We start from the raw sequence: 13,544 nt of genomic DNA, 5'->3' as shown, positions 1-13,544 counted from the left end.
CAATCCCTTGTTCCACCTCCACATGGTGCAACGGCAAAGCCAATGCAAGCCCTCGCGATTGCGCCCTTCGGGGCCGGCTTTGCGGCAAATGCAGGCCCATCATCCCAGAGGTTGTGCCAACCCCGCAAGGCGGCTATGCCGCTTACCAAATCCAGGGAATGATCGATAACAAGATGACCAGCGCACTGCCTTTCGACGATTTTCGCAACCTGTTGGCCAATCTGCCGGCGGCCGACACGGCAGCCGAGACCCGCGTGCGCACGCTGTTTGCCAAGGCCGAACCGGGCAATTCGCTTGGCCGCATCGAGGACATCGCCGCCTGGCTGGCCGCCTGGAGCGGGCGGGCTCCGCCCGCGGTGACAAGACCGCTGATGGCGGTCTTTGCCGGCAATCACGGCGTCACGCGCCACGGCATTTCGCCACGGCCGGTGGCGGCGACCGCCAACGCGGTCGAACTTTGCGCCGCCGGAGGTGCCGCGATCAACCAGATCTGCATTGCCTACGATCTCGGGCTTAAGGTTTTCGATCTTGCCCTGCACATCCCGACCGCCGACATCACCGAAGAGGCCGCGCTTGACGAGCGTGGCTGTGCCGCCACCATGGCCTTCGGCATGGAAGCGATCGCCGGCGGCACCGATCTTTTGTGTCTCGGCGATCTCGGCGTCGGCAACTCCACCGTCGCCGCCACCCTGTTTGCGGCGCTGTTCGGGGGCGGGGGCGCCGACTGGGCCGGCCCGGGGTCAGGCGCCGATACGGCGATGCAGGCACGCAAGGCGGACGTGGTCGATGCGGCGCTGGCTTTTCATGGCGGCCATCTCGGCGACCCGCTCGAGGCGCTGCGCCGGGTCGGCGGCCGGGAATTCGCGGCGATCGCCGGTGCCATTCTGGCCGCGCGGATGCAGAAGATCCCGGTGCTGCTCGACGGATTGGCGGCGACGGCAGCCGCAGCGGTACTGCATGGCGTCAATCCCGCCGCGCTCGACCATTGCCTGCTGGCCAGCCTGTCGCCGGAACCCGCGCATGCACGCGCCGCCCAACGGCTCGGCTTGCGCCCGTTGCTTGATCTGGGCATCAGCCATGGCGAAGGGGCAGGGGCCGCCCTTGCAGCGGGTCTGGTCAAGGCCGCCGCGCTGACCAGTTCGGGCATGGCTGCGGCGGTACGCGGTTAGGGCTTGAGGTATTACCGCCGTCGAGCCGCCACCGCCGCGGTCGGCAATGCTGGCAATTCCTCCATCACCCGGCTCAGCGGGAAGATGGCGATCGCCTCGGTGCCTTCGCGCAGCTTGGAATGAAGTTCGAACTCGCCGCCATGCATTGCGAGCAGCCCTTGCACGATCGGCAGGCCAAGCCCGGTGCCTTGCTCGGCGCTCTTGATGGCGATGGAGCCCTGGCCGAAGGCGGAAAGCACGATCGGGATCTCATCTTCCGGTATGCCCGGGCCATTGTCCTTGATCGAAATGTATTGTCCGCCGCCCGCCGTCCAACCGACACGGACGCGGATTTCGCCGCCGGTGGCGGTGAATTTTATCGCGTTCGACAGAAGGTTGAGCGTGATCTGCCGCACGGCCCGTTCATCGGCGAACAGCCGAGGCAGCTCGTGCTCGAAATCCTGGACGACACGGATATCCTTGTTGCGCGCTCTCAACTCCATCATGTGACAGCAGTCCTCGACGATACCAAGCAGCATCACCGGCTCTTCATTGAGCTGGTAGCGGCCGGCCTCGATGCGTGACAGGTCGAGAATCTCGTTGATCAGGTCGAGCAGATGCTGGCCGGATTCGTGCACGTCATGGGCGTAGTCACGATAGGTGGGATTGCTCATCGGTCCCAGCACCTCGTTCGACATCACCTCGGAAAAACCGAGAATGGCGTTGAGCGGCGTGCGCAATTCGTGGCTCATCGAGGCGAGGAACCGCGATTTCGCCAGATTAGCGTCCTCGGCCCGCCGCCGCGCTTCGTCCGACATCGATTTCGCCGTCTCCAGTTCGGCGATCAGCGCATCCTTTTCGGAGCGGAACGACAGCATCATCAGGGACGAGTGGTTCAGATGACGGGCCACATAGGCGAAAAACGGCAGCGACACGACCAGCAGCGCGGCCATGATCGCCTCGACCGGCATCCATAGCTTGGCGCCGGCATAGGCGTAGAGCGCCACGGGAACGGCAAAGGTCGCCAGCAGCGCGCCCCGCAGAGACGAGGTCATCACCGCGGTCGCCGCCATGGCGAACAACAGCACCACGGCCTTGACGATGTGGAACGGATCGACCTCGCAGACGCTGCAGCCAAGCCACACGAACCAAGCCCAGCCGAGACCGCACAGGAAATGGCCGATCAGGAATTCCCGCCGTGCTTGCAAAGGGTTGAGCTCGGAAGCTTCAGTGCGCTCGATGCGCCGCGCCATGACGGCAACGATAGTGTAGCAGGTTAGCGTGAACAGCGCCCAAAGCCCGATCTCATTGCCGATTCCGGCCAGCCGGCCACCCGCGGCAATCGCCAGCACGAGAAGCGGGATGGCGATGGCGCCGCTTGTCATCGCTCGGGCATGCAGCTTCAGCAGTTCGCGATCGAAATCGGGATTGCCGGCCTGCTGCGAAAGACGGTCACGCGTCTTGCGCACCGCGCGCGCGACATCGCTGTTGCGATGGCGTTTCCTGCGGTCCACAATGAACTTGTCCGCTGTGTTCGAGCGTTGCAAGGGCATCAAAACTTCAATTTATGCGAGCAGCGGTTTCCAAGTGTTAAGCTACGTTCGAATGATTAACCAACCGTTTGCCATATGAGCCGTTCATGGTCGCCGAGGCCGCGCCGGCGATACGTTGCGCGCCCCAGAAGCCTGTGGCGCCGGCTGGTGGATTACGGGCTTGCCGTCATCATCCTCGGACTGCTGATCCTGCTGGCGGCCCGCCTCGACCGGGTGGAGACACGCAAGACGCAAGGCGTGGCAATCATCAACGACGGCGATTCGATCACGCTTGGCACCGAGCGTATCCGCATGCGCGGCATCGATGCTCCGGAATATACGCAGACCTGCCGCAAGAACGGCGCGGACTATTCCTGCGGCACGCTTGCGCGTCAGTCGCTCGTTCGCCTGATCGCCGGCAAGCCCGTCTCTTGTACCGGCTGGCAGCGTGATCGTTATGGCCGGCTGCTCGGCGACTGCACCGCCGGCGGCAAGGATCTCAACCGCGCGCAGGTCGAGGCGGGCTGGGCGGTTGCCTATGGCGACTTCGAGAGCGAGGAAGCCATCGCCCGCGCGGCAAAGGCCGGCATCTGGGCGGGAACGTTCGATCAGCCGCAGAATTGGCGAGACAGCCATCACGGCGAAGTCGTCGAGAAGAAGCACGGCACACTGGCGTCGATCGGCGATGCCGTGCGCGAGATTTTTCGCTTCTGGTGATGCGCATCCTGGAACTGGAACCGAGGACGAACAGGAGGATGGAATGAAGCTCTTCGACGGTGGCCGGGCGCCCAATCCAAGGCGGGTCCGCGTTTTCCTGGCCGAGAAAGGCATCGAGGTTCCGCAGGTGCCCATCGATATGGGCGCGTTGGAACACAGGCAACAGGCGGTCAGCTCGCGCAACCCCTTGCAGCGTCTGCCGGTGCTGGAGCTCGACGACGGCACCGTCATCACCGAATCCGTCGCCATCTGCCGCTATTTCGAGGAGCTGCATCCCGAACCGGCCCTGTTCGGGCGTGGCGCACTCGGCAAGGCGCAGGTCGAGATGTGGCAGAGGCGGATGGAATTCAATTTGCTCAGCTGCGTCACGCAGGCCTTCCGGCACATCCATCCGGCCATGAAGGAATGGGAAATCCCGCAGGTCCCTGAATGGGGTGAGGCCAACAAGCCGAAGGCCGTGGCGTTCCTCAGGCTGCTGGACGGCGAACTGGGCAGCCGGGAGTTCATCGCCGGTGACAGCTATTCGATCGCCGACATCACCGGCCTGATCGCTGTCGACTTCATGAAGCCGGCACGCATCAAGGTACCGGATGAGTGCGCGAATGTGTTGCGCTGGCATCAAGCCGTTTCCAGCCGGCCGAGCGCATCAGCCTGAGAATGACTGCCGAACTCGAAAACCTCGTCGCCAGGGTCCGCGCCTGCCGCATCTGCGTGGAAAATCCGGCCGGCAAGCCGTTGCCGCATGAGCCGCGACCAGTGCTGCGCCCATCATCCACCGCCCGGATCCTGATCGCCAGCCAGGCGCCCGGCACCAAGGTGCATCTGTCGGGCATGCCGTTCACCGACGCTTCCGGCGACCGCCTGCGCAGCTGGCTTGGCGTGACGAGCGACGAATTCTACGACATCGAAAAATTCGCAATCGTCCCGATGGGCTTCTGCTTTCCCGGCCAGGATGCCAAGGGGGGAGATCTGCCGCCGAGGCGCGAATGCGCGGCGGCCTGGCGCGCACCTTTGATGGCCTCTATGCCACGGATCGATCTGGTGCTGACGATCGGTATCTACGCGCAGTCCTGGCACATGGGTGCGGCGCGCCGGCCCTCACTGACGGAAACGGTCATGGACTGGCGCTCCATCTGGGAGAATTCCATCGGTCCGAAAGTGCTGCCGCTGCCGCATCCCTCGTGGCGCAACACGGGCTGGCTGAAGAAGAATCCGTGGTTTGAAATGGATTTGCTGCCTTTTCTGCGTTCGGAAATCCGCTATCGCCTCGGCTGACCTTTCAGCAAGAAATCACTCGCTTTTTGCCCGATCAGCAGAATTTCTTTCTTGTGAAAGGCCTGGATAAGGCAGAGTATAGGCATTCTATTCCCTTGGGAGCACGATATGGATCGCCTCGATAGAAAAATTCTCCGCCTCTTGCAGGAGGACGCGACACTCGCGGTCGCCGATGTCGCCAAGAAAGTCGGGCTGTCGACGACGCCTTGCTGGAGACGCATCCAGAAGCTCGAGGAAGAGGGCGTCATCAAGCGGCGCGTTGCCATTCTCGACCATGAAAAGGTCAATGTGCGCGTCACCGTCTTCGTGTCGATCCGCACCAATTCGCATAGCCATGAATGGCTGCGGCGTTTCTCGGAAGTCATCCAGGAGTTTCCCGAGGTGGTCGAGTTCTACCGCATGAGCGGCGACGTCGATTATCTCCTGCGCGTCGTGGTGCCCGACATCGCGGCCTATGACGCCTTCTACAAACGGCTGATCGCCAAGATCGAAATCCGTGATGTGTCGTCGTCCTTCGCCATGGAGCAGATCAAGTACACGACCGAAATCCCGCTCGACTACATGGTTCTGGACAAGGAATCGGGTGCCAACGCTGCCTGAGCTGAACGTCACATAAAGTCGTCCCGCTTAGTTCTTCTTTTTGTTGAGGAAACTCCAGGGTGAGTTCACCGGCAGCGTGATCGTATCCGGCACGGTCTCGACGCTCACCACATCTGCCTTGCGCACGCTGTAGCCAGACTGGATGATGCTGACGCCGTCGAGGATGAACAGCTGGCTCTTCTCCATGTCCGGCTTCAGCGCGCCGGTGACCGCTACAGGCTGATAGGCCTCGGACATCTTGTAGGGACGGGCCGGCGTAACCAAGACAATCTGGTTGGGCGGCGGCGTCGGCATGTGACTGCAGGCACCCGTCCAGGGTACCAGCAGGAACTGGTAGACAAGATCACCGTCGCGATCGACCGGCAATGCGTAGCCGGCTAGCTGAATGCTTTTGTCCTGAAGATTGACGGACAGCGTTTCGCCATGGTCGGGCAATTTTGCCGCGATCATCGGCAGCCCGACGTTTTCGGCGGCGGATTGCGTAGCCGGACGCAGATCCTTCCAGAATATGTGCGCAGTCTCGGCCGAGGCATCGGCGGCAGCGGACACAAACAAAGCGGCAGCGAGCGCCAGGGTTGATTTTAGAGGATTGCTCATCGGCCGCTTCCTTTGAGCCTCAAGTAAAGACGCCGCTGCCAAAGACGTCAACGCTCGAGGCGCATCACATGTCGGCAGCCACTTCACATGTCGGCGAGATCCTGACATGGCGGAACGCGCGCCGTCAGCCTTTCCTGGCGGCGATCCGCGCGAGCGTCTTGGCATTGGTCAGCTCCCTTACGGCGTCCTTGCCGATCCAGCGCGCCGTCTTGTCTGCCGACTGCGCCAGTCGTTCGGCGACAGCCAGGGCGGCACCGTGCATGTTCATCGATCGCTTACCGATCGACCGAAGCGCCCAGTTCACGGCTTTCTTCACGAAATTGCGGCTGTCGTTCGCGTGCGTTTCGATGATCGGCAGGAAGGAGAGGAAGGTCGCCCCTGGCTCCTGCTTCCGGTGGACGACAGACCAGGCCATCATGGCGAAGGCCGTGCGCCGAACGAACTCCCGCTCGTCGGCCGCAAACTCGGCGATCAGTTCTTTCCAGGCGTCCGTATCGACAAAGAGATCCGAGACGCCGTCGACGATGTCCCAGGAGTCGAAACTCGCCGCCCATCGTCTTGCATCTCCAGCAGAAAACCGTTTCGGGTCAGCCGTGACGGAGGCAATGAACTGCGCCTCCATGATGCCGCTGTCCCATAGCTCGAAGGCGCGCTCGTGGTTGCGTTTGATCGTCCGCGCGATCTGCCGCTGCATGCCGTGCGAGATGCCAAGTGCACGGTCGATCTTGATGCCGTAGCGCAACATGCCGAGGCGGTTCTGCTCGGATCCGATGGCGCGAAGATGGGCGACGATTTCCGCGGCACTGGATTGAGGCGAGAGCTCTGCCACGGCAGAGACCTATTTTTCGAGACGGGCGAGCAGCGAGGACGTGTCCCAGCGCTTGCCGCCCATCGCCTGCACATCCTTGTAGAACTGGTCGACGAGTGCGGTGACCGGCAGTCTGGCGCCATTGCGGTCGGCCTCGGCCAGGCAGATGCCGAGATCCTTGCGCATCCAGTCGACGGCGAAGCCGAAATCATATTTGCCGGCGTTCATCGTCTTGTGGCGGTTCTCCATCTGCCAGGAGCCCGCGGCGCCCTTGGAAATCACCTCGATCACCTTCTCGATGTCGAGCCCGGCCTTCTTGCCGAAATGGATGCCTTCGGCCAAGCCCTGGACGAGACCGGCTATGGTGATCTGGTTGATCATTTTGGTGAGCTGGCCGGCACCGGCCGACCCCATCAAGCCGACCATGCGGGCAAAAGCGTCGATGACAGGCTTCGCTTTGTCGAAAGCGTCCTGCTCGCCGCCGACCATCACGGTCAGCACGCCGTTCTCGGCGCCGGCCTGGCCGCCCGAGACCGGCGCATCGAGAAACGAAAACCCGCCGGCTAGCGCCGCCGCCGCCAGCTCGCGAGCGACCTCGGCCGAGGCGGTGGTGTTGTCGATGAAGACCGAACCCTTCTTCATCGATTTGAAGGCGCCTTCCGGACCGGTCGTCACCGAACGCAGATCGTCGTCATTGCCGACACAGGAGAACACAAAATCCTTGCCCTCGGCGGCCTGCGCAGGGGTCGCCGCCAGGCTACCGCCATGCTGGCCAACCCATTGCTCGGCCTTGGCCTTGGTGCGGTTGTAGACGGTGACGTCATGGCCGCCCTTGTTCTTCAAGTGTCCGGCCATCGGATAGCCCATCACGCCAAGACCGAGAAATGCCACAGATGCCATGAGCTTGCCCTTCAGAATGGAAACGGAATTTGCTGCGAAAGCTCTAGGCTCTGCGCTCAATTCGTCAAGACGCGTATAGCCTGATCGACTGGTGCAGCCGAATCGAAAATCGTCAGCGTTTCAGGTGAACGGTGATCCGGCGCTCGATCCATTCGACGCCATGCCGCAATATCTCGACCATCACCAGATAGACGAGGGCGACCCAGATATAGGCCTGGATGTCGAACGAGTTGGCGAAGGCGAGCTTGGCATTGCCCATCAGATCGTAGACCGTGATGATGGCGACGATGGCGGACGCCTTGACCATCAGGATCAGTTCGTTGCCATAGGGCCGCAAGGCGACGATCAAGGCTTGCGGCAGGATGATCTTGCGCAACGTCTGCAGCTTATGCAGGCCAAGCGAGGCCGCCCCTTCCCATTGCCCTCTTGGCACGCTCTCTATGGCGCCGCGCAGAATCTCCGCCTGGTAGGCGGCCGTGTTGAGCGCAAAGGCAAAGACGCCGCAATTGAACGCGTCCTTGAAAAAATCCCAGAGGCCGACCGACTGGAGTTCGACGCGGAACGAGCCCAATCCGTAGTAGACCAGATAGGTCTGGACCAGCAGCGGCGTGCCGCGGAAGAAATAGACGTAGCAATAGGCGAGGCCGGACAGGATCCGGTTGCTGGACATGCGCCCGTAAGCGACGGGCACCGACAGGATCGCGCCGAGTACCATCGATATGGAAACCAGCGCCAGCGTGACCCCAAGCCCGCTCAGATAAGCCGGCGCATATTTGGCAAAGAAATCAGGATTCCAGGCAAGGAAGAGATAGCTGACGATGCCGATTCCGAACAAAATCCATAGGCCCACCAGCGCGTAACCGGCGATACGCCTGCGCGGCCAGCCGCGCGCCCGTGGCGGCGGACGTTCGACCATGGTGGCCGTGGCGCTCATCGCTGCGCCTCCCGCCGGCCAAGCGAGCGCAGGATCGCATTGGTGGCGAAGGACGACAGGACGGCCAGGCCAAGAAAGACCAGCGAGGCGACGCCGAAGAACAGGAAAGCGTGCTTGGTGACGCGGGCCGCAATGCTGGCATTGCGCAGCGTCTCGGCCAGGCCGACGACCGACACCAGCGACGTGTCCTTGAGCAGGCTGAGCCAGCAGTTCTCCAGTCCAGGAAACGCGATGCGCAGCAGTTGCGGCACGATCACCTTGCGCATGGTCAGCCAGTTCGAAAGACCGATGGCATAGCCGCCCTCATACTGGCCTTTGGGAATGGCGCGGAAGGCGGAAAGGAAAACCTCACTGGCATAGGAGGAGAAGATCAGTGCAAGCACGATCATGCCGGCGACAAAGCTGTTGACGTCGATGGTGACGTCAGGCCGGAAATACCTGACGAGATGCTGCAGCAGGATCGGCATGCCAAAAAAGAACAGGAAGAGCGTCACCAGTTCTGGCAGGCCGCGAAAGACGGTGGTGTAGATGTTGGCGGCAAGGCGCAGCGACGGTTCTTCGGACTGCTTGGCGAGTGCAATGAAAAAGCCGATCGTCAATCCGATGGGCAGCGTGGCAAGCGCCAACGCAATGGTGATCAGTGCGCCATAGGCAATATCGTCAAGCCAGCCTTCAGGTCCCCAACTGAGAAGTGTCCATATGCTCTGGGCTGGCATCGACCGGTCTTATCCTCACGGCATTCCCAAGACGAATAGAAAGACGGCGGGGAAATTCCCCGCCGTCTTGACCTGGCTTATCAGGACTCGGCGCCGTAGACGTCGAACTTGAAATACTTGTCGTTGATTTCCTTGTATTTTCCATTGGCGCGAATGGCGGCGATGGCCGAATTGAGCTTGTTGACCAGGTCGGTTTCGCCCTTGCGTACGGCAATGCCGGCACCAGGCCCGAAAATCTCGACCGGCTGCGGCGAAGGTTGGCCGAGGATCTTGCAGCAGGCGCCGTCAGGCGAGTCCAGAAACTGCTGCAGCACGACGATATCGTCCTCGATGGCGTCGAGACGACCATTGGCAAGATCGGCCTGCTCCTCGGGGCTGCTCGGATAGCCCTTCACGGTGCTGTCGGTGTAGGTCTTCGAGGCATAGTTGAAATGCGTGGTGGTGGTGGCGACGCCGATGGTCTTGCCGGCGAGATCTTCCTTGGTCACGCCTTTCAGCGTGCTGTCCTTCGGCACGGCGATCGCCGAGGGCGTGTTGTAGTATTTGTTCGAGAAGTCGACCTTCTCCTTGCGCTCCGGCGTGATCGACATCGAGGCGACGATGGCGTCGAATTTACCGGCCTGGAGGGCTGGAATGATGCCGTCCCAATCCTGGGCGACGAAGGTGCACTTGACCTTCATCTCATCACAAAGCGCCTTGGCGATGTCGATATCGAAGCCCACGAGCTGGCCATCGGCGGTAAGGTTGTTGAAGGGCGGGTAGGCGCCTTCGGTGCCGATCCTCAGGGTCTTTTCCTGGGCCTGGGCGACGCCGAGCGTCAGCAGCGCGGCCGAAGCGGCAAGCGCGATACGCAGTGAAATACGCATGATGGTCCTCTCTTTATGGTCCCGGCCGTCGTTCCGAACGGCTCTGTGGGGCGGTGCTTTTGACCGCCCGCTGGCGCGATACTCCCACTCTTTCCAAGAAAAAAGCAACTGCAAAACCATAAAAATGGGCAAGGCTATTCTGCCGTTGCGTCAGCGCTCAAGCAACGAGCCCGGTGGTGCGCTCGATGAAGTCGGCTATCGATTTTGCATCGTCGAGATCGAATACCGGCAGCAGCTCGCCTTCAATGGCAAAATCGGCGGCGACAGCGACGATGTTGGGATCCTCCGCCGAAAGCGGCGTGCGGTCCTTCGCATCCAGCCGGCGGGTTTCGATCTTGCTGTGGGCTTCGCGCTTGTAGCCCTCGACCAGCACGAGGTCGCAAGGGGCAAGCCGCGACAGGACAGTCTCCAATGTCGGCTCATCCTCGCCGCGCAGCTCGTGCATCAGTGCCCAGCGAACGCCGGAGACGATCGCGACTTCGGTGGCGCCGGCCTGCCGGTGGCGAAAGCTGTCCGCGCCAGGTTTGTCGATGTCGAAGTCATGGTGGGCATGTTTCACCGTCGACACCTTCCAGCCGCGCCGGACCAATTCGCTGACCAACCTCTCGGTCAAAGTCGTCTTGCCGGAATTCTTCCAGCCGGTGATGCCGAAGACGCGTCTGTTCATGGCTTGATGCTCTGCAACAGACGCTCGGCAGACACAAGATCGTCCGGTTCGTTGATGTTGAAGAAAGGGTCGATCCCCGCCGATGGCGGAACCGGGAACTCCACCTCGACAAAACCCTGCCGGTCGATGAAAGCCGAAACCCGCCTGATATCCTGATCGACCAGAAAGTGCCGCAAGGCATCGCGGCAGCCGATCGGCCACAGCGCGAAGGTCGGATGCCGCTTGCCGGCCGAGCGGGCAACGGCAATAGAACCGGGGCTTTGATCGGCGGCCCCTGCCAGACGCTCGACAAGGTCCAACGGCAGGAAAGGCGTGTCACCGGCAGCGCTGACGATCGCCTTGCAAGGCCTGTTGGCCGCGGCCCATTCGAGGCCGGTCAGGATTCCGGCGAGCGGACCGGCAAAGCCGGGCACGCTGTCGGCAAGCACCGGCAGTCCAAAGCGCAGGAATCGTGCAGGGTCGCCATTGGCGCTGAGCGCCATCGATTCTATTTGCGGGGCGAAGCGCGACACGACCTGGTCAAGCAGGCAGCCATCGCCAAGCGGCAACAGGCTCTTGTCGCCGCCGCCCATCCGCCTCGACTGGCCACCGGCCAGAACAATCCCCGCAATGTCTCGCTTCATGCCACGAAGCCTGTACGCCAGCCGTCGGAAATCACAAGAACCTTCAATGATCTGGCTAGATTCCGTCCGGAACCATGCTTGGCCCCGTGCTTTCGGCGACGATCTTGCGCCGGCCGACGACCCGCTCGCGGTAGAGCGCATAGAGGCCGGAGCCGATGATGATGGTGGCGCCGACGATCATCGGCAGATCGGGAATGTCCGCGAAGATGAACAGGCCAAGCAGGATCGACCAGATCAGGGCCGTGTAGCGGAACGGCGCGATGAAGGAGATGTCGCCCGCCCGCATCGCCATAATGATGAACTGGTAGCCGATAATCACCAGCACAGCAGCCAGGGCCAGCAGGGCCGTGCTGTTGCCCGTCATCGGCGTCCAGCCGCCCATTGCCGGCAACAGCGCCGCGCCGACGATTGTCATGGCAAGCGCGGTCGCGGTCGACACCAGCAATGTCGGAATGGCCTTGGGGATCCGCTTGGTGGCGAGATCGCGCACCGCGCAGCAGGCGACGCTGGCCAGCGCCGACAGCGAGTAGACGCTGAACCCTTCGAAGCCCGGCCGCACGATGATCAGCACGCCGGCAAATCCGATGGCGATGGCCAGCCAACGCCGCCAACCGACAGTCTCGCCAAAGACAAGTGCCGCTCCCATCGTCACCGCCAGCGGCAGCGCCTGCAGCACCGCCGAAACATTGGCGATCGGCAGATGGGCGAGGGCGACGAGGAAACTCACCGTTGCGCCGGCCTCGCTGATCACGCGCAAGGCGACCAGAGGCTGCAGCATCGAGCCCGGGCGGGCGAGAGCGCCGCGCTGCCAGGCCAGCAGGCCGACGAAAAGCGAAGCGAAAGCCCCACGGATCAACATGACCTGCGCCATGTTCATCGATTGCGACGAGTATTTGGTTATGGCGTCGTTGAGGGTGAAGCCGGCCATCGCCACCATCATGAACAACGCGCCGTGAAGATTTGGAGACAGGGGCAAGACGGCTACCGGTTCTGCTAATACATATCGCCCAAAAGTGACCTCGGTTTTGGGGAAACGACATGCATAAGAAACAAAGACCTGAAGCGCGTGGCCTGAATCCGTTCAAACGCGACGCGCTTTAGGCAGCAAGCCTGTAACAGTCGGGCATGAAACAGCAACAGCAAAGGACTGGGCCACAGCCTTGTTTGTGGCCCGGAATATCGCCTGCGATGGCGAACTTACTTCTTCGGCGTAAGCACCTCGGTGCCATTGCCTTCCTTGCCGGCGATCGTCCAAAGACCGTGCAGCGAACCGTCCGCCGCCACCTTGTAGACGACGAGGCCAATGTCCTTGTCCATGACATAGCCGGCGGAGAAGGCATCATCGTTGCGCATGCAGATGCCGTCGGAAGATGAGCCACCAGTTTCCCAATGGATCGCGCAGGTCGTCCCGCTGGTCAGCGTGATGGTGGCTTCGCCGCCATAGGCCGAGCCGTCGAAGTTGGTGCCGGCGACCGTATAGGTGCCGCCGATCGACTGCGCCGCCGCGGGCACGGCCGCGAGGCCAAGCAGTGCCAGAGAAAGAACGAGTTTGCGCATGGTGTATCCCCCTGCGAGCGAAGAGCAGCTTCCAGGGGAAGGCTAGGCTGGAACAGACTGGCCGTAAATCCGGCTGCGGTTCGCGAACAAGACTTTTTCTGGGGTGTGGTCCGAAACCGTCATGGCCCCTTGAGACTGCCGGCGATGGCGCCGACCAGCGGATCGTATTTCGACTTCAGCGCCGGCGGGTAGTCGACCCAGACCGTACGGATGATACCGTCTTTCCCAAACAGACGTCGCTCGTAGAATATCTTTCCATCCCTCAGGCCCGACAGCACGGCCCAGTCCTTTCCGGCCTTGCTGTAGGTGACCTTGTAGCCCGGCTTCTTGCTCGCCTTCTCCGCCGCGACAAAGCCTTTCGGCGTGTCGTCGTCGACGTTGAGGATGCCCGAGCAGATCAGGCTGGCGCCATCGGCGCTCAGCCATTGCTGTCCGTCGCCATTGTCGGGCTCCGGCTGGCGATCGGTGAAGACGTCGTCGGGAAAGGTGCAGACAGTGCCGAAGCGATCGTTCACATAGGTGAATGGCGCGGCGACCGCACTGGTTGCTGCCATTGTCGCAATGACCAGGAATGAAGAGTGCAGCCGCATGCTCGCCTCGAAGT

The 13,544-nt window shown here is 62.0% G+C and carries 17 protein-coding genes; 5 read left to right on the top strand and 12 right to left on the bottom strand.

Annotated features, from left to right (window positions below):
* Nucleotides 1-173 precede the first annotated feature (173 nt).
* Complete coding sequence (locus tag EOC83_RS06155) at nt 174-1,169, top strand: nicotinate-nucleotide--dimethylbenzimidazole phosphoribosyltransferase (protein WP_063170237.1); 996 nt, start codon at nt 174-176, stop codon at nt 1,167-1,169.
* An 11-nt stretch (nt 1,170-1,180) separates the two neighbouring features.
* Here EOC83_RS06155 and EOC83_RS06150 read toward each other — a convergent pair whose 3' ends face one another.
* Complete coding sequence (locus tag EOC83_RS06150; protein ID WP_063167986.1) at nt 1,181-2,701, bottom strand: HAMP domain-containing sensor histidine kinase; 1,521 nt, start codon at nt 2,699-2,701, stop codon at nt 1,181-1,183.
* Between the two features lie 75 nt (nt 2,702-2,776).
* Here EOC83_RS06150 and EOC83_RS06145 point away from each other — a divergent pair, with 75 nt between their 5' ends.
* From EOC83_RS06145 to EOC83_RS06130, 4 genes are all read left to right on the top strand, one after another.
* A complete protein-coding gene (locus EOC83_RS06145) occupies nt 2,777-3,397 on the top strand; it encodes a thermonuclease family protein (RefSeq protein WP_063167987.1) in 621 nt (206 codons plus the stop codon).
* Nucleotides 3,398-3,440: 43 nt separating this feature from the next.
* A complete protein-coding gene (locus tag EOC83_RS06140; RefSeq protein WP_027161586.1) occupies nt 3,441-4,052 on the top strand; it encodes a glutathione S-transferase in 612 nt (203 codons plus the stop codon).
* 2 nt (nt 4,053-4,054) lie between these two features.
* Nucleotides 4,055-4,672 carry a uracil-DNA glycosylase family protein gene (locus tag EOC83_RS06135; protein WP_024503311.1) on the top strand — a complete coding sequence of 206 codons (618 nt, stop codon included), beginning with the start codon at nt 4,055-4,057 and terminating at the stop codon, nt 4,670-4,672.
* A 108-nt stretch (nt 4,673-4,780) separates the two neighbouring features.
* Nucleotides 4,781-5,272, top strand: coding sequence for an Lrp/AsnC family transcriptional regulator (locus EOC83_RS06130; RefSeq protein WP_006205209.1), 492 nt, complete (start codon nt 4,781-4,783; stop codon nt 5,270-5,272).
* A gap of 27 nt (nt 5,273-5,299) precedes the next feature.
* Here the strand turns inward: EOC83_RS06130 and EOC83_RS06125 are convergent, their stop codons facing one another.
* The 11 genes from EOC83_RS06125 to EOC83_RS06075 form a co-directional block, all read right to left on the bottom strand.
* A complete protein-coding gene (locus tag EOC83_RS06125; RefSeq protein ID WP_013531710.1) occupies nt 5,300-5,869 on the bottom strand; it encodes a DUF3299 domain-containing protein in 570 nt (189 codons plus the stop codon).
* 124 nt (nt 5,870-5,993) lie between these two features.
* Nucleotides 5,994-6,698, bottom strand: coding sequence for a DNA alkylation repair protein (locus tag EOC83_RS06120; protein ID WP_063167988.1), 705 nt, complete (start codon nt 6,696-6,698; stop codon nt 5,994-5,996).
* A 9-nt stretch (nt 6,699-6,707) separates the two neighbouring features.
* Nucleotides 6,708-7,577 carry an NAD(P)-dependent oxidoreductase gene (locus EOC83_RS06115; RefSeq protein WP_024503308.1) on the bottom strand — a complete coding sequence of 290 codons (870 nt, stop codon included), beginning with the start codon at nt 7,575-7,577 and terminating at the stop codon, nt 6,708-6,710.
* A gap of 112 nt (nt 7,578-7,689) precedes the next feature.
* Entirely contained in the window at nt 7,690-8,511 is an 822-nt protein-coding gene (locus tag EOC83_RS06110; RefSeq protein ID WP_024503307.1) for an ABC transporter permease, read from the bottom strand.
* A complete protein-coding gene (locus tag EOC83_RS06105; RefSeq protein ID WP_024503306.1) occupies nt 8,508-9,227 on the bottom strand; it encodes an ABC transporter permease in 720 nt (239 codons plus the stop codon). Before EOC83_RS06105 ends, EOC83_RS06110 begins: the two co-directional genes overlap by 4 nt.
* 80 nt (nt 9,228-9,307) lie before the next feature.
* The gene (locus tag EOC83_RS06100) at nt 9,308-10,093 is read right to left on the bottom strand and encodes an ABC transporter substrate-binding protein (protein WP_013531705.1); all 786 of its coding nucleotides are present in this window, start codon (nt 10,091-10,093) and stop codon (nt 9,308-9,310) included.
* Between the two features lie 157 nt (nt 10,094-10,250).
* Nucleotides 10,251-10,760, bottom strand: a complete 510-nt coding sequence (gene mobB / locus EOC83_RS06095) for a molybdopterin-guanine dinucleotide biosynthesis protein B (RefSeq protein WP_024503305.1) — start codon at nt 10,758-10,760, stop codon at nt 10,251-10,253.
* Nucleotides 10,757-11,383 carry a molybdenum cofactor guanylyltransferase MobA gene (gene mobA, locus EOC83_RS06090; protein WP_063167989.1) on the bottom strand — a complete coding sequence of 209 codons (627 nt, stop codon included), beginning with the start codon at nt 11,381-11,383 and terminating at the stop codon, nt 10,757-10,759. Before mobA ends, mobB begins: the two co-directional genes overlap by 4 nt.
* Before the next feature lie 55 nt (nt 11,384-11,438).
* Nucleotides 11,439-12,359, bottom strand: a complete 921-nt coding sequence (locus tag EOC83_RS06085; protein WP_063167990.1) for a DMT family transporter — start codon at nt 12,357-12,359, stop codon at nt 11,439-11,441.
* Between the two features lie 221 nt (nt 12,360-12,580).
* Complete coding sequence (locus EOC83_RS06080) at nt 12,581-12,940, bottom strand: hypothetical protein (protein WP_013531701.1); 360 nt, start codon at nt 12,938-12,940, stop codon at nt 12,581-12,583.
* A gap of 119 nt (nt 12,941-13,059) precedes the next feature.
* Nucleotides 13,060-13,530, bottom strand: a complete 471-nt coding sequence (locus tag EOC83_RS06075) for a hypothetical protein (RefSeq protein ID WP_063167991.1) — start codon at nt 13,528-13,530, stop codon at nt 13,060-13,062.
* Nucleotides 13,531-13,544 lie beyond the last annotated feature (14 nt).

Origin of the sequence: Mesorhizobium sp. Primo-A, from assembly GCF_003997175.1 — a bacterium.
Lineage (GTDB): Bacteria > Pseudomonadota > Alphaproteobacteria > Rhizobiales > Rhizobiaceae > Mesorhizobium > Mesorhizobium ciceri.
Note: the sequence above shows the minus strand (reverse complement) of the source record. Positions and strands in the feature narration are given on the sequence as shown.

Bases quoted from the DNA above. Each gene is read 5' to 3' on its own strand.
- EOC83_RS06155 (WP_063170237.1), top strand. From the start codon at position 174: ATGACCAGCGCACTGCCTTTCGACGATTTTCGCAACCTGTTGGCCAAT.
- EOC83_RS06150 (WP_063167986.1), bottom strand. From the start codon at position 2,701: ATGCCCTTGCAACGCTCGAACACAGCGGACAAGTTCATTGTGGACCGC.
- EOC83_RS06145 (WP_063167987.1), top strand. From the start codon at position 2,777: ATGAGCCGTTCATGGTCGCCGAGGCCGCGCCGGCGATACGTTGCGCGC.
- EOC83_RS06140 (WP_027161586.1), top strand. From the start codon at position 3,441: ATGAAGCTCTTCGACGGTGGCCGGGCGCCCAATCCAAGGCGGGTCCGC.
- EOC83_RS06135 (WP_024503311.1), top strand. From the start codon at position 4,055: ATGACTGCCGAACTCGAAAACCTCGTCGCCAGGGTCCGCGCCTGCCGC.
- EOC83_RS06130 (WP_006205209.1), top strand. From the start codon at position 4,781: ATGGATCGCCTCGATAGAAAAATTCTCCGCCTCTTGCAGGAGGACGCG.
- EOC83_RS06125 (WP_013531710.1), bottom strand. From the start codon at position 5,869: ATGAGCAATCCTCTAAAATCAACCCTGGCGCTCGCTGCCGCTTTGTTT.
- EOC83_RS06115 (WP_024503308.1), bottom strand. From the start codon at position 7,577: ATGGCATCTGTGGCATTTCTCGGTCTTGGCGTGATGGGCTATCCGATG.
- EOC83_RS06110 (WP_024503307.1), bottom strand. From the start codon at position 8,511: ATGAGCGCCACGGCCACCATGGTCGAACGTCCGCCGCCACGGGCGCGC.
- EOC83_RS06105 (WP_024503306.1), bottom strand. From the start codon at position 9,227: ATGCCAGCCCAGAGCATATGGACACTTCTCAGTTGGGGACCTGAAGGC.
- EOC83_RS06100 (WP_013531705.1), bottom strand. From the start codon at position 10,093: ATGCGTATTTCACTGCGTATCGCGCTTGCCGCTTCGGCCGCGCTGCTG.
- mobB (WP_024503305.1), bottom strand. From the start codon at position 10,760: ATGAACAGACGCGTCTTCGGCATCACCGGCTGGAAGAATTCCGGCAAG.
- mobA (WP_063167989.1), bottom strand. From the start codon at position 11,383: ATGAAGCGAGACATTGCGGGGATTGTTCTGGCCGGTGGCCAGTCGAGG.
- EOC83_RS06080 (WP_013531701.1), bottom strand. From the start codon at position 12,940: ATGCGCAAACTCGTTCTTTCTCTGGCACTGCTTGGCCTCGCGGCCGTG.
- EOC83_RS06075 (WP_063167991.1), bottom strand. From the start codon at position 13,530: ATGCGGCTGCACTCTTCATTCCTGGTCATTGCGACAATGGCAGCAACC.